We start from the raw sequence: 20621 nt of genomic DNA on the forward strand, positions 1-20621 counted from the left end.
TAAGGGACCGCGTCACACCCCCATGCAACTCGTCATCGTCGAATCTCCCGCCAAGGCAAAGACCATCGAGAAGTATCTCGGTGGCGACTACCGCGTCCTCGCGTCGTACGGCCATGTCCGCGATCTGCCGCCCAAGGACGGCTCGGTCGATCCGGACAACGGCTTCGCGATGGAATGGGAGAACTACGCCGACAAGGCGAAGCAGCTCCGCGCCATCACCGACGAGGCGAAGACCGCCACCCGCCTGATCCTCGCCACCGATCCCGACCGCGAGGGCGAGGCGATCAGCTGGCATGTCCAGGAGGTGCTGCGTAACCGCAAGGCGCTGCCCAAGGACGTCCAGCGCGTCACCTTCAACGCGATCACCAAACCTGCGATCCTGAAGGCGATGGGCGAGCCGCGCGCGCTCGATACGGACCTGATCGACGCGTATCGCGCACGCCGGGCGCTCGACTATCTCGTCGGCTTCACGCTCTCGCCGGTGCTGTGGCGCAAGCTGCCCGGCGCCAAGTCGGCGGGGCGTGTCCAGTCGGTGTCGCTCCGCCTGATCGTGGAGCGCGAACGCGAGATCGAAGCGTTCCGTGCGCAGGAATACTGGTCGGTCACCGCCACGCTGGAACAGGACGGCACCGCGTTCACCGCGCGGCTGATCCAGTGGGAGGGGCGCAAGCTCGACCGGCTCGCGATCGGCGACGGCGACACCGCCGCGCGGGCGAAGGCGGACGTCGAGGCCGGACAGTTCAAGGTCGAGTCGGTCGAGACGCGCCCGCTCACCCGCAACCCGCCGCCGCCCTTCACCACCTCGACGCTGCAGCAGGAGGCCTCGCGCAAGCTCGGCTTCTCCGCCGACCACACGATGCGGATCGCGCAGCAGCTCTACGAGGATGGAGCCATCACCTATATGCGCACCGACGGCGTGCAGATGGACGGCAGCGCGATCTCGGCCGCGCGCAAGGCGGTCGCGGACCGCTATGACGCGGGCTACGTCCCCGACAAGCCACGCCAGTACCAGACCAAGGCGAAGAACGCGCAGGAAGCGCATGAGGCGATCCGGCCCACGGATTTCGGCCGCGACAGGATCGGCAGCGGCGACCACGCTCGCCTCTACGACCTCGTCTGGAAACGCGCGCTCGCGTCGCAGATGGCATCGGCGCGGCTGGAGCGGACCACCGTCGACCTCGCCGAAGGCACCGGCCGCCACGTGATCCGCGCGACGGGGCAGGTCGTGCTCTTCCCCGGCTATCTCGCGCTCTACGAGGAATCGACCGACGACGAGGCGGAGGACGCCCGCCGCCTGCCGCGCCTCAAGGAAGGCGACGCGCCGGCGAAGAAGGACGTGGCCGCCGAACAGCATTTCACCCAGCCGCCGCCGCGCTTTTCGGAGGCGTCGCTGGTCAAGCGGATGGAGGAACTCGGCATCGGCCGCCCCTCCACCTATGCGTCGATCATCAAGACGCTGAAGGACCGCGCCTATGTCCGCGTCGAGAAGAACCGCTTCCACGCCGAGGAATCCGGCCGGCTGGTGACCGCGTTCCTGGAGCGCTTCTTCCCGCGCTACGTCGGCTACGACTATACCGCCGAGCTGGAGGAGGAGCTGGACGACGTGTCCGGCGGTCGCGCCGCGTGGCAGTCGGTGCTCGACGCCTTCTGGCGCGACTTCAAGCCCAAGACATCGGAGGTGATGGAGCAGCAGCCGTCGGCGATCACCGCCGAGCTGGACCTGTTCCTCGCCGACTATTTGTTCCCCGAACGCGCCGACGGCGCCGATCCCCGGCTCTGCCCCAATTGCGGCGCGGGCAAGCTGGCCCTGCGCGGCGGCAAGTTCGGCGCGTTCGTCGCCTGCTCCAATTACCCCGACTGCAAGTTCACCCGCCGCTTCGGCCAGGGCGGCGAGGACGCGGGCGGGGCCGACGCGACCCCCGAACAGCTCGGTCACGACCCCGAGACCGGGCTGCCGGTCGAGCGCAAGGCGGGGCGGTTCGGCCCGTATATCCAGCTCGGCGAGGGCAAGGAGGCGAAGCGCGCGTCGATCCCGACCGACGCGGGCGAGCTGACGCTGGAACTCGCGCTGAAGCTGCTGAGCCTGCCGCGCACGGTCGGCACGCATCCCGAGTCAGGCGAGCCGATCACCGCCGCGATCGGGCGCTATGGCCCCTATCTGCTCCACGCCGGCAAATACGCGCGGCTGCAATCGACCGCGGAGGTGTTCGAAACCGGCATGAACGCCGCCGTCGTCAAGCTGGCCGAAGCGGCGGCGGGCGGCGGCCGCCCGCAACGCGGCGCCGCACGCGCGCCGCTCAAGGAACTGGGCGACCACCCGCGCACCGGCGAGCCGGTCAAGCTGATGGAGGGTCGCTACGGCCCTTACGTCACCGACGGCAACACCAACGCGACCCTGCCGAAGACGATCGCGCCGGAGGCGCTGACGCTGGAGGAAGCCGCCCAGCTCCTCGACGCCCGCGCCGCCGCCGCGCCGGTGAAGAAGAAGCCGGTCAGGAAGGCTGCCGCCAAGAAGCCGGCGGCAGCGAAGGGCGCCTCCGCAAAGGCCCCGGCGAAAAGGGCGGCGCCGAAGAAAACCGCGGTAAAGAAGGCTGGCACCTGAGCGGCACCCTTTACGCTCAGGTACCGATGAACTGCGCCAGCAACCATTGCGGCACGAAGCCGACCGTGGTCATCTGGTCCACCAGTGGTCGCCCATAGGCGCTGACCGCGTCGTTCTGCGGCGTCATGAAGCGCCAGCCTAGGCCGCCCTGCTCGAACACGCCGGTGACGCCCGGCAGCTGCCCCCAGATCTCCGGCCGCATCCGCCGCCACGTCTGGTATGCCTCGATATAGTCGCTGGTCTGCGGCCCATAGCCGCCATCGACCTCCAGCACGCCGCCGTCGGGGCTCTTCAGCGTGGTGCCGGTATTGTACGGATCGGGCTTGTCGTTGGCGCGATAGATCTGGCGCAGCGCGAACTGGAGCGTGCCGACGTCGCTGCGGCCGTTGGCCCCGCCCTTGCCGACCGATGCGTCCAGATTGATCCGATAGCCGAACGGCGTCTTCAACAGGCGTGCCATGATTCTCCCCTCGCGTACGTTCCCCGCCGCATCGGTGCCAGCGGCGACGAGCGGCGCGAAAGCGCGGCGCGACGAAAGAGCGGCGATCCGTCGACGATCGCGCATTGCGGGCGCGGATCAGCGATCGGGCATGGCCATCGACTTCGCCGCCATGAACGCCCGCAGATCGCGAGCCGGATCGTCGCCGAACCGATCGCCCGTCGCCGTCACCGACGCGATCCGATCCAGGCGAAAGGCGCGGAAGTCCTCGCGCAGCTCGCACCAGGCGGCGACCAGCCAGCCGTCGGTCACCGCCCAGATCGCCAGCGGCCGGACGCGGCGGTCGGACACGCCGCCCGCCCCGTCCGCGTAGCTCAGCCGCAGTACGACCGACGCGCGGATCGCGCTGCGGACGACAGCCGCCGCCTGCGCCGCGCGACCGTCGCGACGCGCGGCGAAGAACGGCGCCGCCGTCAGGCTGTGAGCCGCCGGATCGGGCAGCGCCGGCTGCAGCTTCGCGCGCGCCTCCCGCGCGGCGTCCGCCAGCGCCGCGTCGCCCGCCGCTTCGACGAACGCAAGCCCCATCGCCAACGCGTCGAGCTGTTCGAACGTGAAGGTCATCGCCGGCAGGTCGAACCCCGGCCGCAGCAGATAGCCGACGCCCGCCTCACCCTCGATCGGCAACCCCGACGCCTGCAGATGCGCGATGTCGCGATAGACCGTCCGCACGCTGACCTCGAGATGCGCGGCGAGATCGCCCGCGCGGCTGACATGGCGCGCGCGCAGCCGGTTGACCAACCTGAACAGGCGTTCGGCGCGCCGCATCGTTCCCTCCCGACGTCAAGGTGTCAGACCGGCGGCGGCACCGCTAGCCCGGCCCCGCTAGTCCCGCACCGCGCGCAACGCCGTGAAGTCGGGCGCCGCCGCCAGGAAGGACGTCAACCGCGCCACATCGCCCGCCTGCGCCCGCCAGGCCATATAGGCCTGCTGCACCTCGACCGAGTCCCATATCTCGTAGAACAGCACGCGACCGGGCCGCGCTTCGTCGACCAGCATGTCGAAGCGGCTGTTGCCGGGCCAGGCGCGGCTCACCGCCAGATTGGGGATGGTGTATGCCAGAAAGGCATCCATCCGCCCCGCCGCGATCGTAAGCTCGGCGAGCATCACATGGGTGGTGTCGTAGTGATCGGTCATGAATCCTCCATTTGTCGATGGCGGAGGATTAGCGCGACCCTGCTGACAGCGTGGTGTCAGCAGATGAGCGGGCTACGCCGCGCGGCGCTGCGTCTGCTGGAGCCACGACCGCGCCGCTGCCTGCGCGGTCGCGATCTCACGCGCAGTCATGTCCTCGGCGATCTCGGCGCGGCACATCTGCGCGGTTTCAAGCCCCGCGATCGACGCCAGGTTGAACCATTTGTGCGCCTCGACCAGGTCGATGTCGACGCCGTTGGTCCCCGTCGAATAGCACAGGCCGAGGTCGTAGAGCGCGTCGCCGTCCCCGCGCGCCGCCTCCGCGAGCCGGCTGTCGATCAGAAATTGCGCGCTCTTCGCACTGGTGCCCATGGTCGATCCCCGTTCCTCTGTTGAACGGGTTGTGACGCGATTCGTGTTGCCGAATGGTTAATGGCGCAGCAGGCATGTTCGCGGCGAAGCAGCGACCACGACCGGCCAGTGCGGCAGGCGGGTCGGCGCAGCCGAATCCGTTCGACGGCGCGGCTTTGCCGCGGCGCATCCCGCGCCACGACCCGTCACTCCACCGCGATGTTGTCGATCAGCCGCGTCGTCCCCAGCCGCGCGGCCACTAGCAACCGGCGCGGCCGTCCTGCCGCGGGGTCGGGCGCCAGCGTCTCCGCATCCGCCACCGCGACGTAGTCGACGTCGAACCCGGCCGCCGTCAGGCTCGCCCGTGCCGCCGCCAGTGCGTCCGCCGCCTCGTCGCCGCGCCCGATCGCCCGCGCCGCCACGCCCATCGCGCGGGGCAGCGCCACCGCTGCCGCACGCTCGTCGGGCGACAGATAGATGTTGCGGGACGACAGCGCGAGACCGTCGTCCTCGCGCTGCGTCGGCACCGCGACGATCTCTATCGGCAGGTCCAGGTCCGCGACCAGCCGCCGCACCACCTGCAATTGCTGCCAGTCCTTTTCACCGAAACAGGTGACGTCCGGCGCGACCTGATTGAACAGCTTCGTCACCACCGTAGTGACCCCGTCGAAATGACTGGGCCGCACCGCACCGTCGAAGTGCTCGCTCACCCCCGCCACCGCGACCGCCGTCGCGAAGCCGTCGGGGTACATCACCTCCGCTGCCGGCGCCCACAACAGGTCGCAGCCGGCGTCCGTCAGCATCCGCGCGTCGCCCGCCTCGCGCCGGGGATAGCGCGCCAGGTCCTCACCCGCGCCGAACTGCTTGGGATTGACGAAGATCGACGTGACGACGCGAGTGCCCGGCCTTCTGGCCGCCTCGACCAGCGCCATGTGACCGGCATGGAGCGCCCCCATCGTCGGCACCAGCGCGACGCGCTCGCCCGCCGCGCGCCATTCGGCGACGGCGGCGCGCAACTCGGTCAGCTCCCGGACGGTTCGCAACGCAGCACCCCCAATACCCCTCTCGCAACCGAGAGCGGCGGCTTCTATGGAGCATGGGTAAACCGTCAACCCACCTTCACCGGAGGAACGCGCCTTGCCCAGCGGGCCGGACCAGACCCACGTCATCGTCTTCGCCAACGAAAAGGGCGGCACCGGCAAGTCGACCACCGCGGTCCATGTCGCGATCGCGCTGGCCGCGAAAGGGGCGCGCGTCGCGTGCCTCGACCTCGATCATCGCCAGCGAACCGTCGGCCGTTACCTCGACAACCGCGCCGCGACGATCAAGCGCACCGGCGCCGACCTGCCGATGCCTGCCTATGCCACGCATGACGGCCACACGCCGGAGCGGTTCGAGGAGCTCTACGTGCAGCTGCTCGACGGCACCGATTACCTCGTCATCGACACGCCGGGGCGCGACGACCCGTTCGCGCGGCTGGCGGCACAGCGCGCCGACACGCTGGTGACGCCGATGAACGACAGCTTCGTCGACTTCGACCTGATCGGTCAGGTCGATCCGGAGACCTACAAGGTCACGCGCCCCTCCTTCTACGCCGAGCTGATCTGGGATGCACGCAAGGCGCGGGCGCGCGAGGACGGCGCGACGATCGACTGGGTGGTGCTGCGTAATCGCCTCCAGCACATCGAGGCACGCAACATGCGCCGCGTCCAGGAAGCGCTGACGCAGCTAGCCAAGCGCGTCGGATTCCGTCTCATTCCGGGACTCGGCGAGCGCGTTATCTATCGCGAACTGTTCCCCGCTGGCCTCACCATGATCGACTCGAGCGCCTTCGGGCAGATGGGGATCGGCCACGTCGCCGCGCGGCAGGAACTGCGCGAGATGATGGCGGGGCTGTCGCTGCCCGAGCGTCAGCTCCCGATGGTCGGCGATCCGGTGCCCGAAGCCGCCTCGGCATGAAGCTGCTGCTGCTCGTCGCCGCGCTGTTGGCGCTGTGGTACTATTTCCGTCCCAAGCCCAAGGCCGCGCCGGCCGATCGCGAGCTGACCGATGCCCGCGCGGTGCTGGGCCTCGGTCCCGATGCGGATGCCGACGCGATCCGTGGCGCGCATCGGCGGCTGGTCGCGGGCGTCCATCCCGACCGGGGCGGTTCGTCCGAGCTGACCCGCCGGGTCAACGCCGCGCGCGACACGCTGCTGCGCCGCCTCGACTGAAGGACTGTTCCACGACCGCCGATCCGTGCCAACAGTTCGGCATGACCACGCCTAGCCTTGCCCGCCGATCGCCCGTCGGTCACGTCGCAGGCACTGTTTTCGCGGCGACGTACCGTGCGGTTCGTGAGGCGTCGCGCGTCCGGACCCCGGCATGACCCACCGCTTCGATCCCGTCGTCCTGCGCGAATATGACGTGCGCGGCGTCGTCGGCCGCTCGCTCGGCCCCGCCGATGCGCGGGCGCTCGGCCGCAGCTTCGCCACCCGCGTGCGGCGCGCGGGCGGCACCCGCGTCGTGGTCGGCTACGATGGCCGCCTCTCCTCGCCCGCGCTCGAAGCGGCGCTGGTCGAGGGGCTGACCGCCGGCGGCGTCGACGTAGTCCGCACCGGGCTCGGACCGACGCCGCAGCTCTACTATGCGGAGGCCGAGCTGGAGGTGGACGCCGGCGTGCAGGTGACGGGCAGCCACAACCCGACCGATTATAACGGCTTCAAGATGGTGCTCGGCCACGCCGCCTTCTTCGGCGAGGACATCCAGGATCTGGCCCGGCTCGCGGCGGCGGGCGACTGGACAGAAGGCAGCGGCACCGTCACCACCGCCGATGTCGCGGAGGACTATGTCCAGCGCCTCGTCCGCGATGTCGAAGGCGCCGGCTATCGCATCGGCTGGGACCCCGGCAACGGCGCCGCCGGACCGGCGATCGAACGGCTCGTCCAGCTGCTGCCCGGCGAGCACCACGTCATCAACGCCGAGGTCGACGGCACTTTTCCGAACCATCATCCCGACCCGACCGTCGAGGCCAATCTGGATCAGCTGAAACGCCTGGTCAGCGAACGGCGACTCGATTTCGGCGTCGCGTTCGACGGCGACGGCGACCGGCTGGGCGCGATCGACGGCGACGGGCGGGTGATCTGGGGCGACCAGCTGCTCGCCCTGCTCGCCGCACCGGTCCTCGCCCGCCATCCCGGCGCGACGATCATCGGCGACGTCAAGTCGAGCGCGATGCTGTTCGACCGCATCGCCGAGCTCGGCGGGCGGCCGGTAATGGGCAAGTCGGGCCACAGTCTGATCCGCACCGCGATGTATGAGGCCAACGCGCCGCTGGCCGGCGAGCTGAGCGGCCACATCTTCTTCGGCGACCGCTGGTACGGCTTCGACGACGCGCAATATGCCGCCGTTCGCCTTATCGAGGCGATCGCCGCGTCGGGCCACAGCCTGACCGAGCTGCGCGGCGCCATGCCCGCGCTCTGCACCTCGCCAGAGCTGCGCGTGCCGGTCGACGAGGCGCGCAAGTTCGCGATCGCGGCCGAGATCGTCGCGCGGTTGCTGGCCGACGGCGCGACCGTGAACACCACCGACGGCGCGCGGGTGACCACGCCGGACGGCTGGTGGCTGCTACGCGCGTCCAACACCGAGGCCGTCGTCACCGTCCGCGCCGAGGCGCAGGACGAAGCCGCGCTCGACCGGCTGCTCGCGGCGATCGACGACCAGCTCGCGCGCTCCGGGGTGCGGTGGTGAATCTTGACGCGCCCGCCGCCACGGCTAGTCTCGCGCCGATGCCCGAGCAGCAAGTCGACCGCTTCCGCACCAGCACGCTCCGCTGGCTCTACGGCAGTCTGGCGGGACTGGGCACGCTGGCGCTCGTCGCGGCCGGGGTGATCGCCACCGTGGCACTCGGCACCGCCTGGCCGCTGGCGGCGAGCGCGCTGGGGGTCGTCCTCATCCTCGTCCACTGGCTGCGCGCGCTGTCGTCGCTGTACGAAGTCACCGATCAGCGGCTGATCGTCTGCCACGGGCTGGTGATGAAGACCGTCGACGAGATCGAGCTGTATCGGGTCAAGGACATCCGCCTCGATTTCTCGGTGCTCGGGCAGATGGCGGGGATCGGCACCATTACCTTGACCTCGACCGACCGCACCACCGGCGACACGCAGTTCGTGCTCCCCGACGTGCCGCAGGCGCGCGACCGGCGCGAAGGGCTGCGCGGCCTGATCGAGCGCGCGCGGCAGCGGCGCGGCGTCCGCGAGCTGGACCTCGATCACGAGGGCTTCCAGCCGAACGGTTGAACGCCCATCTAGGTTGAGCATGCCTCCACCCCCGCCCCAGATCGTCCGCGTCATCGACCTAGAGACCACGGGCAACGCCCCGCCCGCGCACGGGGTGCTGGAGATCGGCTGGCAGGACGTCGCGCTCGGCAGCGACGGTCGGTGGGAGATCCAGGGCGAGGGCGGTGCCCGCTGGGTCAATCCCGGCCGCGCCATCCCGCCGGTCACGCAGGCGGTCCACCACATCCTCGACGAGGAAGTAGCCGACGCGCCGTTCTGGCACGACGTCGCCCGGCCCGTGCTCGACCCCTGGCCCCGCCGGGTCGCGCTCGCCGCGCATCGCGCCGACTTCGAACAGCAATTCTGCACCCCCGCTTTGACCCGTGGCGCCGACTGGATCTGCACCTGGAAATGCGCGCTGCGGCTCTGGCCCGACAGTCCCGCCTTCTCCAACCAGGTGCTGCGCTATTGGCGCAAGCCGCACGGGCTGGAACACGAACGCGGCCTGCCCGCCCACCGCGCCTTTCCCGACGCCTATGTCACTGCCTTTCACCTCCGCGACATGCTTAACGAGGCGAGCGTCGCGCAGCTGATCGAATGGTCCCGCACCCCCGGCCTGCTGCCCCGCGTCCGCTACGGTCCCGATCGTGGCAAGGACTGGCGAGAGATCGCGCACGAATCGCTGATGGGCTTCCTGACCGACCGCGACCCCGACGTCCGCTTCACCGCCCAGGCCGAGTTCGACCGCCGCAGCGGCGGCGGCAGCGTCGGCCGGGCAACCGCGCAGGAACTGTTGCTCTGAAGCGCAACAGAGGCACGCAGGAACTGTTGCTCTGAAGCGCAACAAAGGCGCGCAGGAGCTGTTGCTCTGAAGCGCGACCCTGCTGCTCTAGCGTTCTGAAATCGTTACGCTATAGCCACGACCATGTTCGGCGCGCTCGCGCGGCGGATGGGGGCGAACGACCAGTCCATCGGCCGATATCTCATCGCCTCGCTGGCGCTCGGCTTCCTGCTGCTGCTGGCGGCCGGAGTCGCCGCGATCTGGGTGCAGCGCGAGAACCAGCGTCATGCGGCGTGGGTGGCGCATACCTATCGGGTCGAGATCGCGATCGAACGGACGCAGAAGCTGGTCGAGCAGGCGGAGACGACGCGGCGCGGCTACCTCCTGGCGCACCAGGACGTCTATCTCGACGCCTATGCCGGCTTCGAACGCGCGGTAGAGCCCGCCATCGCCGCACTCGCCGACCTGACCCGCGACAATCCGGTGCAGCAGCGCGAACTCGTCACCTACCGTCGCGCCAACGCCGCGCTGACCGCCGCGCGGGCGCGCACGATCGCGCTGGTCGGCGCCGGCCGGCTGGACGAGGCACAGCGCGTCTTCATCGCCGAAGCCGATTTCAGGCGGCCTCGCGTCGTCCGCGAGAGTGCAGGGCGACTGGGCGCGGAGGAGCGGCGCCTGCTCGCCATCCGCGACCGCGACCTGCAGCGCTCGACCGGCATCTTCTATGTCGTCACCGGCCTGGCCGGCGCGATGCTGGCGCTGCTGGTCGGGCTGACCGCGCTGACGATGCTCCGCTTCACCCGCGATCTGGCCGCCTCGCGTGACCGGCTGCGCGGGTTCAACGAACGGCTGGAGGATCAGGTCGCCGAGCGCACCGCCGACCTCACCCGCGCCAACGAGGAAATCCAGCGCTTCGCCTATATCGTCAGCCACGACCTGCGCTCGCCGTTGGTCAACGTGATGGGTTTCACCGCCGAGCTGGAGGCGGCCGGCGCGACGCTCGCGGCGCTGGTAGATCGCGCCGAAAAGAATGCGCCGGACCTGGTCACCGCCGATGACCGGATCGCGGCGCGCGAGGATCTGCCGGAGGCGATCGGGTTCATCCGCACCTCGACCCAGAAGATGGACCGGCTCATCAACGCCATCCTCAAGCTGTCGCGCGAGGGCCGCCGCGTGCTGAGCCCCGAGCCACTCGACCTGGGCATGATCGCCGACAACACGGTGGCAGCACTCGCCCACACGATCGACGAGCGCGGCGCCGCCGTCACGGTCCACCGCCCGATGCCGGCGCTCGCCAGCGACCGGCTGGCGGTCGAGCAGATCCTCTCGAACCTGATCGAGAACGCGACCAAATACCTGCAGCCCGGCCGACCCGGCCGGATCGACATCACCGGCACGGTCGAAGGCGGCCGGGTGGCGGTGTCGGTCGGCGACAACGGCCGCGGCATCGCCCCTGCCGATCACCAGCGCGTGTTCGACCTGTTCCGCCGCTCGGGCGCACAGGATCAGCCGGGCGAAGGCATCGGGCTGGCGCATGTCCGCGCGCTCGCCTATCGCCTGGGCGGTACCATCGACCTCGTCTCGACGCTCGGCGAAGGGTCGACCTTCCGCCTCGTCCTGCCCCCCGTCTTTCAAGCAGAGGCACCCCGGCCATGACCGATCATCGCTCCGTCAGCATCGTGATGATCGAGGACGACGAAGGCCATGCGCGACTGATCGAGAAGAATATCCGGCGGGCCGGAATCATGAACCAGATCAGGCACTTCCTCGACGGGACGAGTGCGCTGGAGTTCATGTTCGATTCGCCCGAAGGCCCGGCGCTGAACGGCCCGGCGCTGGTCCTGCTCGACCTCAACCTACCCGACATGAGCGGCACCGACATCCTCGCCAAGATCAAGGCGGAGGGCAGCCCGCTGCGGCGTACGCCGGTGGTGGTCCTCACCACCACCGACGACAAGGTCGAGATCCAGCGCTGCTACGATCTGGGCTGCAACGTCTACATCACCAAGCCGGTCAACTACGAAAGCTTCGCCCAGGCCATCCGCCAGCTCGGGCTGTTCCTGTCGGTGATCCAGGTGCCGGACCCCGAAGTTTGATCTTGGCCGGCGTTCGCGTCCTATATGTCGACGACGACGACGGAATCCGGCGGCTGGCGACGCGTGCGCTGACGCGGCTGGGCTATGATGTTGCGGATGCCGAAAGTGGCGTGGCTGGCTTGGAAAAGGCGGCCAACGACCGCTTCGACCTGATCGCGATCGACCATTACATGCCCGGCATGGACGGGCTCGCCACGCTGGCGGCATTGCGCGCGCGGGGCGACACCACGCCCGTGGTCTACGTCACCGGGTCCGACGAGGGCCGCATCGCGGTCGCGGCGCTGAAGGCGGGGGCGGCGGACTATGTCGTCAAGACGGTCGGCGGCGACTTCTTCGACCTGCTCGCGGCCAGCTTCGCCGCCGTGCTCGACCGCGCCCGGCTGGAGCGGGACAAGGCGACCGCCGACGCCGACCTGATCGCCAGCAATGCGCGGCTGGAGGCGCTGCTGGGCGAGGTCAATCACCGCGTCGCCAACTCGCTCCAGATCGTGTCGGCGATGATCCGGCTGCAGGCCACCGCGCTATCGGACCCGGCCGCACGCGGCGCGCTGGAAGATACGCAGCGGCGGATCGACGCGATCGCGCAGGTCCACCGGCGGCTCTACACCTCCAGCGACGTCGAGAGCGTCGACATGCGCGAATACCTGCGCGCGCTGATCGACGAACTGGGGGAGACGCTGTCGAGCGAGGCCGCGCCGCGCCGCTTGCAGCTGCTCGCCGAATCGGTGCGCCTGCCGACCGATCGCGCCGTGTCGCTGGGCGTGATCGTGACCGAACTGGTGACCAACGCATGCAAATACGCCTATCCCGCCGGCGGTGGCGAGGTGCGGGTGCGCCTGCGGGAAACCGACGACGACTTCGAACTGGTGGTCGAGGACGACGGTTGCGGCATGGTGCCCGATGCGGGCCCGCGCGGGACGGGACTGGGCCAGAAACTGATCCGCGCGATGGCGCAGAGCCTGCGGGCGAGCGTCACCTACGACTCCGCTCACGCCGGCGTCCGCGCGACGCTGCGTGCCGCGTTAGTCTAGCGCGTCGAGGACCAGCCGCCGCCCGCCTTCCAGCACCGCGCCGAACACCGCGTGAGTGGTAAGGCCGTAGGCATGCGTCGCCGCGCCGGTTTCTGCCGGCCAGTCGCCCCAGCCGAACGCCGGCACCAGCAGATCGTCGAGCACCAACGCCACGCCTAGTCCGAACGGCACGCCGAGCCCCTTCGTCACCGCCGGTGCGCGGGTCGCCGCGACGGCATAGCCGATGCCCAGCGCCATGCCGGTCGCATAGTGAACCGCGCTACCGGCCGCCTGCCGCCCCGGCTTGGGCACCGGCCGGCCGGCGACAAGCTCGCTCGCCGAGTCGGCGGCCTGGACATTGGCCGGATCGCCGTCGCCGCCGTCCTGCCCGAAGGCGGGCGCGGCGAGCGCCTGATACAGGCTGGTCGCGGCCGTCGCGGCGATGCCGCCGACCACCCCCGCCGCAAGGACCTTCCACCAAGCCATTCCTGATCTCCCGTTGTCAGGACAGAACGGCACAGCAGGAGCGGCGTTCCGGTCAGAAGCCGCTGAGGAAGCCCACGACGTTGTCGCCGAGCGCGTCGACGGCATAGCCGCCCTCCATCACGATCACCGTCGGCCAGCCGCGCGCAGCGATGCCGCGCGCGAGCACCGCGTAATCGGCGGTCCTGAGCGCGAAGTGGCTGATCGGGTCGCCTTCCCAGGTGTCCGCACCGAAACTGACGACCAGCAGGTCGGGTGCGAACCGGGCGATCGCGTCGAGCGCCTCGGCCTGCGCGCGGCGGAACGGGTCCAGCGTCGTGCCGTGCGGCAGCGGCAGGTTGAGCGTCGCGCCCTCTCCGTCGCCGACGCCGACCTCATCGGCATGGCCCCAGTAGAAGGGGTAGTCGGTGGCGGGATCGGCATGGACGCTGGCGTAGAACACGTCGCCGCGTTCCCAGAAGATGTCCTGCGTGCCGTTGCCGTGGTGATAGTCGATGTCGAGGATCGCGACCCGCGCGATGCCGGCATCGCGAGCGGCCTGGGCGGCGATCGCGGCGACGTTGAGGTGGCAATAGCCACCGCAGTAATCGGCCCCGGCATGGTGACCCGGCGGGCGGCAAAGCGCAAAGGCGGCAGGCTCGCCGTCGAGCACCGCGTGCGTCGCGGCGAGCGCGGTCTGCGCGCCCCAATAGGCGGCATTCCAGGTGTCGGGCGTGATCGGCGTCGTGGCGTCATAGGCGTATTGACCCAGCAGCGCATCGATCCGGTCGAGCCGCAGCGGTCGCCGCCCGACCACCGGGAAGACATAGGGGATGGCATCGCCCGAGCGCCCCTCCGAGCGCCACATCGCGGGCGCGTCCCGCAGAAAGGAGAGATACGCGGCCGGGTGCACCGCCTCGATCGCGGCGAGGCCATGGTCGGCCGGCTCCTCGGCACCGCCGATCGCGCGCAGGATGGTTTCGGCGCGCGCAGGCACCTCGGCATAAGGGACGAAGGCCCCGTTGTGCAGCTCGATCGCGGGCGCGTGGGCGAGCTGGCGTGGCGAGAAAAAATGTCTCATGCTGATATCCCTCCGTCGCGGAACCGTCGCTCGGCGGCGGCGGGATGATCCTTCAGCGCCTTGCCCGTGCGCGTCGGCCGGTCGAGCAGCTCGCCGCCGCAGTTCGGGCAGCGCTCGTCGAGCGCATCGGCGCATTCGGCGCAGAAGGTGCACTCGAACGAACAGATGAACGCACCGCCCGATTGCGGTGGCAGGTCGGCGCCGCAGCGCTGGCAGTCGGGGTGCATGGCGAGCATGGACGTGGAATAGGCGCGGCCGACGCGAACCGGAAGGCTCAAGCACTCAGGTCCGACAATCGACCGTGCGCCGGCTTGCTCACACAGCGACCGCCACATGCTGCCCCCGGAACCGAGCCGGCCGCTACCTTTCCGTCGTATCGCAGGCGGTCAGCCGATAGAAGAGCAAGAGCCCTGTGCCGCCGCGCAGGACGAGCAGACTGGAGGGGAGCGGAATGGCGGCACGCCGGGTCATCGTCGTCGGCGGCGGCATCGCGGGTGCGGCCGCTGCATGGCATCTCGTCCGATCGGGCGCGGCGGTGACGCTGTTCCGCGACGGCCGTCCGGGTGCCACCGCCGCGTCGTACGGCTGGCTCGGCACGCTCGCGACGGAGCCGCCGCTGCCGGCGGTGATCGCCCGACGGCTGGAGGCATTGGCCGAATATACGCGGCTGGCGAGCGATCTAGGGCCGCTGCCGGTCGCGGCGCGCGGCACAATCGCCTGGGGCGAGAACGACGACGCGACCGCGGCGCGGATCGACGCGCTACGGGCGGCGGGCGTGCGGATCGAATCGCTGTCGCGTAGGGCGGTGCTCGCGCGCGTGCCGCGGCTTGCCGCGCCTGCGCTGGCGGCCTGGGCACCCGACGAGATGGCCGTCGAGTCCGGCCGCTTGGCGGCGCAGCTGATGGCGGCGGCGACGGCGGCAGGGGCGACGCTGATCGACGGACGGGTGGAGGCGGTGCTGACGGCGAGCGGGCGCACGACCGGTGTGCGGGCCGATGGCCGCGACGTGACGGCCGACCAGGTGCTGCTCGCCAACGGGGTCGGCGGGGTGACGCTGGCGCGGTCGGCAGGCGTCACGTTGCGGGTGAACGCCTCGCCGGCGATGCTGCTCCGGTTCGACGCGCCGCCCGACAGGCTGCGCCACCTGGTTTACGCCGGCGAACTGGAGGTGCGTCCCGGCCTCGACGGCGGGCTCGTCTCGGCGGCGGACGTGCCGCCGGGCGGCACCGCGGGCGTGGCCGCGATGGCGGCCGACTATGCGCGCGCCATCGCCGATCTGCTGCGGCTGCCGGCACCGCCCGTCTGCCGATCCGCCGCGACGGCCGAGCGGCCGATGCCGGTGGACGGACCGATCTGCGGCGCGCTGGAAGGGTGCGCGGGGCTGTTCGGTCTGGTGGCGCATCCCGGCGTGCTGCTCGCGCCGCTGCTCGGGCGAGAGGTCGCCGCGGCGATCGCGGGCGACTGAGGCCGGCTGCTACGCCGCCGCCCGCACCGCCGCGCAGATGCGGTCGACCACCGCCTCCACCGTACCCCGATCCTCGCCCTCGGCCATGACGCGGATCACGGGTTCGGTGCCCGACGGGCGGATCAGGATGCGGCCGGTGCCGTGCAGCGTCTGCTCGCCCGCCGCGATCGCGGTCTTGACGGACTCGACCTCCAGCGGTGTCGCGCCCTTGTCGAAACGGACGTTCTTCAACACCTGCGGCAGCGGCTCGAAGCGGTGGAGGACCTCGCTGGCCGGCGCACCGGCGCGCTTCAGTTCGGCGAGGATCTGCAACGCCGCGACCAGGCCGTCGCCGGTGGTCGCATAGTCCGACAGGATGATATGCCCCGACTGCTCGCCGCCGACGTTGAAGCCGCGCGCGCGCATCGCCTCCAGCACGTGGCGGTCGCCGACCTTGGTGCGGTGGAGCGCCAGCCCCTGCGCCGCCAGATGCCGCTCCAGCCCCAGGTTCGACATCACCGTCGCGACCAGCCCGCCGCCCTTGAGCGTCCCCGCCCGCGCGCGGCCGCCGGCGATCGTCGCCATCAACTGGTCGCCGTCGACCTCCCGCCCCGTCTCGTCGACGACGATCAGCCGGTCGGCATCACCGTCCAGCGCGATGCCGATATCGGCGCCCGACGCGACCACCGTCTCCGCGCAGGTCTGCGGCGCGGTCGAGCCGACGCGATGGTTGATGTTGGTGCCGTCCGGCGTCACGCCGATCGCGATCACGTCGGCGCCGAGCTCCCACAGCGCGGACGGCGCGACCTTGTAGGCGGCCCCGTTGGCGCAATCGATCACGACCTTCAGCCCGTCGAGCGTCAGGTCGGAGGGGAAGGTCGACTTGGCGAAGTGGATGTAGCGGCCCTGCGCGTCGTCGACGCGGCGCGCGCGGCCGATCTGGCCCGACGCGGCGAGCGGCACGTCGCCATCGATCAGTTCCTCGATCGCCGCTTCGGCGTCGTCCGAGAGCTTGAAGCCGTCGGGGCCGAACAGCTTGATGCCGTTGTCCGCATAGGGATTATGGCTGGCGGAGATCATCACGCCGATGTCGGCACGCATCGACTGGGTCAGCATCGCCACCGCCGGCGTCGGCATCGGCCCGACCATCACCACGTCCATCCCGACCGACGTGAACCCCGCCACCAGCGCCGATTCGAGCATGTAGCCCGACAGGCGGGTGTCCTTGCCGATCAGCACGCGGTGCTTGTGCTCGCCGCGCAGGAAGTACGCGCCGGCCGCCATGCCGACCTTCATCGCCATCGCAGCCGTCATCGGCGCGGTGTTGGTCGCCCCCCGGATGCCGTCGGTGCCGAAATATTTGCGCGCCATCGCATTTTCCATCGTCATGCCGGGCTTGTCCCGGCATCCAGGGTCGTCCAGGCTGGATCGTCCAGGTTCCCGCTCACAGCCTGTGCTCCCCAGCGGACTCGGGCACAAGGCCGGGGTGACGAAAGAACCACCGTGTCGCGACCCACCCGCATCCTCCTCGCCCTGCTCGCCGGCCTGCTCGGCGGCATCCTGATCGCGCGCTGGGGAGAGGCGGCGCGGGTGGGTATCCTGATCGCGCAGCCGGTCGGCACCGCCTGGCTCAACGCATTGCAGATGACGGTCATCCCGCTGGTGGTGTCGCTGCTGGTGACCGGCGTCGCATCGACCGCGGAAGCCGCCAGCGCCGGCAAGCTGGCGGCGCGGACGATCGTCGGCACGCTGGTGTTGCTGGTGTTGAACGGCACGGTCGCGGCGCTGTTGACCCCGTTGATACTGAATGCCGTGCCGATCCCGGTCGACGCGGCGCGGGCATTGCGCGGGGCGCTCGGCGGGTCGCCAGAGGTTGCCGCCGCGCCACCGATCGGCGAGCTGTTCGCCGCCATCATCCCTACCAACGTCTTCGCCGCCGCCAGCAACGGCGCGTTGCTGTCGCTGATCGTCTTCACGCTGGTGTTCGCGTTCGCGCTCGCCCGGATCGACGCGGAAGGACGCGCGCTGCTGATCCGGCTGTCCGCCGCGATCCGCGACACGATGCTGGTGGTGGTCGGGTGGGTGCTGCTGCTGGCGCCGATCGGGGTGTTCGCGCTCGCGTTCCTGGTCGGCGCGCGGGCGGGCAGCGCCGCGTTCGGGGCGCTGGTCCATTATCTGCTGGTGATCTCCGCGGTCGGCGTGGTGGTGACGATCGTCGCCTATCTCGTCGTCGTCGCCGGCGCGCGGGTGCCGGTCGCACAGTTCGCGAAGCAGGCGCTGCCGGCGCAGATCTTCGCCGTGTCCACGCAGTCGTCGCTCGCCACCCTGCCCGCGATGCTCAAGGCGGTGGGCGCGATGGGGGTGCCGCGCGGGGCATCGGGCGTGACCCTGCCGCTCGGCGTCGCGATGTTCCGCGCGACGCAGCCGGCGATGAACGTCGCGATCGCGATGTATATCGGGCGCTGGTTCGGGGTGGAGGTATCGGCCGGGGCGGTGGCGGCGGCGGTGCTGGTCGGCACCGTCACGTCGCTCGGCTCGATCAGCCTGCCGAGCCAGATCACCTTCTTCGCCTCCGTCGTCCCGATCGCGTCGGCCATGGGCGTGCCGCTGGCGCCGCTGGGGCTGTTGATCGCGGTGGAGACGATCCCCGACATCTTCCGCACGCTGGGCAACGTCACGAGCAACCTGGCGCTGACCGCGATCGTTACCCGTGACCAGGCCGCCGATGCGGTGGCCGAGGAGACTCTAGCATGATGAAGCGGTGGCTGGGACAGCGATTCGAGGTGTCCGCGATCGGCATCGGCTGCATGCCGATGATCGCCGGCGGCAACATCAGCTACGGCGCGGCGGACGAGGGCGAGTCGATCGCGACCATCCACGAGGCGATCGATCTCGGCGTCACTTTCTTCGACACCGCCGAGATGTACGGCCCGTTTTCTAACGAGGAGCTGGTCGGCCGCGCGATCGACGGCAAGCGCGACGGCCTGGTGATCGCGACCAAGTTCGCGATGAAGTGGAACGGCGACCAGATGGCCGGGCTGGACGGCTCGCCCGCCAACGCCAGGCGCGCGGTCGAAGGGTCGCTCCAGCGGCTGGGCATCGACACGATCGACCTGTTCTATCAGCACCGCGTCGACCCCAACGTGCCGATCGAGGAGACGGTGGGCGGAATGGCCGAGCTGGTGAAGGAGGGCAAGGTCCGTCACCTGGGCCTGTCCGAAGCCGGGCCGGACACGCTGCGCCGTGCGGTGGCGACGCATCCGATCGCGGCGTTGCAGAGTGAATATTCGCTGTGGGAGCGCGACGTCGAGGACGAGATCCTGGAGATCTGTCGCGCCAACGATATCGGCTTCGTGCCCTATTCGCCGCTCGGGCGCGGCTTTCTGGCGGGCGGGATCAGGAGCCTCGACGATCTCGGCGCCGACGACTGGCGGCGCAACGACCCGCGCTATTCGGCGGAGAACCTGCCCAAGAATCTGGGCGTCGTCGATGCGGTGAGCGCGGTGGCGGCGCGGCACGAGGTGTCGAACGCGCAGATCGCGCTCGCCTGGCTGCTGGCGCAGGGGCCGAACATCGTGCCGATCCCCGGCGTCAAGCGACGCGAGACGATGCGCGATTCGGCGGGCGCGTGGAAGGTGGCGCTGACCGAGCAGGACCTGCGCGAGCTGGACGAGGCGGCACCGAAAGGCGGCACGGCGGGGCCGCGCTATGCCGAGCGGGGCATGAAGATGGTGCGGATCTAGAGCACGACCGCGACGCGGCGGTTGCGCTGTCGTCCCGCCGGGTCGTCGCGTCCGGCGGCATCGCTGTTGGGCGCGACCGGCCGCGTCGCGCCGAAGCCGACGCTGGTGATCCGCGCCCGCTCGATGCCCGCCGCGACCAGCCGGTCGGCGACGGCGCGCGCACGTGCCTCCGACAGCGGCCGATTATGCGAGGGGCCGCCGCGCGCATCGGTATGGCCTTCGACCGTGATCGGACGTCCGCTCCGCGCGGCGGCATCTGCGACCTTCGCCAATGTCGGGATCGCGTCGGGCCGGATCGTCGCCTTGTCGAAGTCGAACAGCACGTCGCCGGGCAGGCTGACCTCCAGCCGCCCGCCCACCAGCCGCGTCGCCAACCCGTCGCCGGCGAGCGATCGCTGTAGCGAGGCGATCGGCACGACGGCGCCGCTGATCGTCCGCGCATCACCACCGATGCCGCCGCCCAGCCCCTGGATCGTCCGCACCTCGGGCAGGAGCGTGCGGATCTCCGCGCGGGGCAGCGCGGCGCGGGCGGCGGCGTCGGCGGTCGCCTCCTCGCTCGCGGTCTGCGCGGCCGCGGCGGTCGCGAGCAGCGTCGCGACCAGCGGCGCGCCTCTCCACAACGGGATCACGTCAGCGGTCCGTGATCGCGACGTTTCCTACGGGCGTGAAGTCGTTGAAATAGAAGTCGATCGCCTTCACTTCCGGTGGCGGCGCGGGGAACTTGGCCCACCAGGTCGACGACGCGCCGATCTGATCGAAGCTGGGATAATAGTTGTTGGACATCAGCGCCTTGCCGGCGTCGTCCTTCAGCACGAGGTACTTCTTGTCCGCCGCCGAGACATAGATGCCGTCACTGACCGAGCCGGGCACCGGACGACTGCCCGATTTGCCGCCGACCAGCGTGATGCGGGTCCGCAGCGTCAGGATGCCGCCCGCGCGGGTCGCCTCGATCACGTCGAGCCGCAGCTCCTCCTTGGCATCCATCGACTGGCCGAGCGATGGACCCGCCGCGACGGGGGCGGGCGTGGACGCGGCCGGAGCGGGCAGGCCGGGCGTGGTCGCGGCGGGCGCGGCCACATCGGCGACATTGTCGGCGCCGCGCTGCTGACAGGCGGCGAGCGACACGATCGCAACGGCCAGAACCGGATATGCCTTCATCGCCTTC

23 protein-coding genes are annotated in these 20621 nt (G+C 70.4%); 12 read left to right on the forward strand and 11 right to left on the reverse strand.

The window, feature by feature from the left end:
- Positions 1-22 precede the first annotated feature (22 nt).
- Positions 23-2602, forward strand: a complete 2580-nt coding sequence (gene topA / locus ACOFKS_RS02320; RefSeq protein ID WP_419807639.1) for a type I DNA topoisomerase — start codon at positions 23-25, stop codon at positions 2600-2602.
- A 16-nt stretch (positions 2603-2618) separates the two neighbouring features.
- On the opposite strand, the gene ACOFKS_RS02325 is transcribed toward topA, so the two are convergent.
- The 5 genes from ACOFKS_RS02325 to panC form a co-directional block, all read right to left on the reverse strand.
- Positions 2619-3062, reverse strand: coding sequence for a hypothetical protein (locus ACOFKS_RS02325; RefSeq protein WP_419807640.1), 444 nt, complete (start codon positions 3060-3062; stop codon positions 2619-2621).
- Positions 3063-3179: 117 nt separating this feature from the next.
- A complete protein-coding gene (locus ACOFKS_RS02330; protein ID WP_419807641.1) occupies positions 3180-3866 on the reverse strand; it encodes a helix-turn-helix transcriptional regulator in 687 nt (228 codons plus the stop codon).
- A 57-nt stretch (positions 3867-3923) separates the two neighbouring features.
- On the reverse strand, positions 3924-4235 hold the full coding sequence (locus ACOFKS_RS02335; protein ID WP_419807642.1) for a putative quinol monooxygenase: 312 nt from the start codon (positions 4233-4235) through the stop codon (positions 3924-3926).
- A 72-nt stretch (positions 4236-4307) separates the two neighbouring features.
- Positions 4308-4604 carry a hypothetical protein gene (locus ACOFKS_RS02340; protein WP_419807643.1) on the reverse strand — a complete coding sequence of 99 codons (297 nt, stop codon included), beginning with the start codon at positions 4602-4604 and terminating at the stop codon, positions 4308-4310.
- 185 nt (positions 4605-4789) lie between these two features.
- On the reverse strand, positions 4790-5626 hold the full coding sequence (panC, locus tag ACOFKS_RS02345; RefSeq protein WP_419807644.1) for a pantoate--beta-alanine ligase: 837 nt from the start codon (positions 5624-5626) through the stop codon (positions 4790-4792).
- Positions 5627-5720: 94 nt separating this feature from the next.
- Between panC and ACOFKS_RS02350 the strand changes: the two genes are divergently transcribed.
- The 8 genes from ACOFKS_RS02350 (at position 5721) to ACOFKS_RS02385 (ending at position 12747) form a co-directional block, all read left to right on the forward strand.
- Positions 5721-6542 (forward strand): division plane positioning ATPase MipZ, encoded by an 822-nt coding sequence (locus ACOFKS_RS02350; RefSeq protein WP_419807645.1) that lies wholly within the window; start codon positions 5721-5723, stop codon positions 6540-6542.
- Positions 6539-6796 carry a J domain-containing protein gene (locus tag ACOFKS_RS02355; protein ID WP_419807646.1) on the forward strand — a complete coding sequence of 86 codons (258 nt, stop codon included), beginning with the start codon at positions 6539-6541 and terminating at the stop codon, positions 6794-6796. The genes ACOFKS_RS02350 and ACOFKS_RS02355 overlap by 4 nt, the downstream gene beginning before the upstream one ends.
- A gap of 151 nt (positions 6797-6947) precedes the next feature.
- Entirely contained in the window at positions 6948-8312 is a 1365-nt protein-coding gene (pgmG, locus tag ACOFKS_RS02360; protein ID WP_419807647.1) for a phosphoglucomutase/phosphomannomutase PgmG, read from the forward strand.
- A 38-nt stretch (positions 8313-8350) separates the two neighbouring features.
- The gene (locus tag ACOFKS_RS02365; RefSeq protein ID WP_419807648.1) at positions 8351-8860 is read left to right on the forward strand and encodes a PH domain-containing protein; all 510 of its coding nucleotides are present in this window, start codon (positions 8351-8353) and stop codon (positions 8858-8860) included.
- Positions 8861-8879: 19 nt separating this feature from the next.
- Positions 8880-9641, forward strand: coding sequence for a 3'-5' exonuclease (locus ACOFKS_RS02370; protein WP_419807649.1), 762 nt, complete (start codon positions 8880-8882; stop codon positions 9639-9641).
- A gap of 123 nt (positions 9642-9764) precedes the next feature.
- On the forward strand, positions 9765-11276 hold the full coding sequence (locus tag ACOFKS_RS02375; RefSeq protein ID WP_419807650.1) for a sensor histidine kinase: 1512 nt from the start codon (positions 9765-9767) through the stop codon (positions 11274-11276).
- Positions 11273-11716, forward strand: a complete 444-nt coding sequence (locus ACOFKS_RS02380; RefSeq protein WP_419807651.1) for a response regulator — start codon at positions 11273-11275, stop codon at positions 11714-11716. Before ACOFKS_RS02375 ends, ACOFKS_RS02380 begins: the two co-directional genes overlap by 4 nt.
- A gap of 2 nt (positions 11717-11718) precedes the next feature.
- Positions 11719-12747, forward strand: coding sequence for a sensor histidine kinase (locus ACOFKS_RS02385; RefSeq protein WP_419807652.1), 1029 nt, complete (start codon positions 11719-11721; stop codon positions 12745-12747).
- Here the strand turns inward: ACOFKS_RS02385 and ACOFKS_RS02390 are convergent.
- The 3 genes from ACOFKS_RS02390 to ACOFKS_RS02400 are packed head-to-tail and all read right to left on the reverse strand — an operon-like array spanning position 12739 to position 14505.
- Complete coding sequence (locus ACOFKS_RS02390; protein ID WP_419807653.1) at positions 12739-13212, reverse strand: DUF1440 domain-containing protein; 474 nt, start codon at positions 13210-13212, stop codon at positions 12739-12741. The genes ACOFKS_RS02385 and ACOFKS_RS02390 overlap by 9 nt on opposite strands.
- 52 nt (positions 13213-13264) lie before the next feature.
- Positions 13265-14269, reverse strand: a complete 1005-nt coding sequence (locus tag ACOFKS_RS02395; RefSeq protein ID WP_419807654.1) for a histone deacetylase family protein — start codon at positions 14267-14269, stop codon at positions 13265-13267.
- On the reverse strand, positions 14266-14505 hold the full coding sequence (locus tag ACOFKS_RS02400) for a DUF1272 domain-containing protein (RefSeq protein ID WP_419807655.1): 240 nt from the start codon (positions 14503-14505) through the stop codon (positions 14266-14268). Before ACOFKS_RS02400 ends, ACOFKS_RS02395 begins: the two co-directional genes overlap by 4 nt.
- Before the next feature lie 215 nt (positions 14506-14720).
- Between ACOFKS_RS02400 and ACOFKS_RS02405 the strand changes: the two genes are divergently transcribed.
- Complete coding sequence (locus tag ACOFKS_RS02405) at positions 14721-15734, forward strand: NAD(P)/FAD-dependent oxidoreductase (RefSeq protein ID WP_419807656.1); 1014 nt, start codon at positions 14721-14723, stop codon at positions 15732-15734.
- 9 nt (positions 15735-15743) lie between these two features.
- On the opposite strand, the gene glmM is transcribed toward ACOFKS_RS02405, so the two are convergent.
- On the reverse strand, positions 15744-17084 hold the full coding sequence (gene glmM / locus ACOFKS_RS02410) for a phosphoglucosamine mutase (RefSeq protein ID WP_419807940.1): 1341 nt from the start codon (positions 17082-17084) through the stop codon (positions 15744-15746).
- Positions 17085-17216: 132 nt separating this feature from the next.
- Between glmM and ACOFKS_RS02415 the strand changes: the two genes are divergently transcribed.
- Together ACOFKS_RS02415 and ACOFKS_RS02420 are read left to right on the forward strand one after the other, a co-directional pair.
- Positions 17217-18467 (forward strand): dicarboxylate/amino acid:cation symporter, encoded by a 1251-nt coding sequence (locus tag ACOFKS_RS02415; RefSeq protein WP_419807657.1) that lies wholly within the window; start codon positions 17217-17219, stop codon positions 18465-18467.
- Entirely contained in the window at positions 18464-19456 is a 993-nt protein-coding gene (locus ACOFKS_RS02420) for an aldo/keto reductase (protein ID WP_419807658.1), read from the forward strand. The genes ACOFKS_RS02415 and ACOFKS_RS02420 overlap by 4 nt, the downstream gene beginning before the upstream one ends.
- Here the strand turns inward: ACOFKS_RS02420 and ACOFKS_RS02425 are convergent.
- Together ACOFKS_RS02425 and ACOFKS_RS02430 are read right to left on the reverse strand one after the other, a co-directional pair.
- Positions 19453-20085, reverse strand: coding sequence for an OmpA family protein (locus ACOFKS_RS02425; RefSeq protein ID WP_419807659.1), 633 nt, complete (start codon positions 20083-20085; stop codon positions 19453-19455). The genes ACOFKS_RS02420 and ACOFKS_RS02425 overlap by 4 nt on opposite strands.
- 1 nt (position 20086) lies before the next feature.
- The gene (locus ACOFKS_RS02430; protein ID WP_419807660.1) at positions 20087-20614 is read right to left on the reverse strand and encodes a hypothetical protein; all 528 of its coding nucleotides are present in this window, start codon (positions 20612-20614) and stop codon (positions 20087-20089) included.
- Positions 20615-20621: the final 7 nt, after the last annotated feature.

Origin of the sequence: Sphingomonas sp., assembly GCF_965200135.1 — a bacterium.
In the GTDB taxonomy this organism is placed as follows: Bacteria; Pseudomonadota; Alphaproteobacteria; order Sphingomonadales; family Sphingomonadaceae; genus Sphingomonas.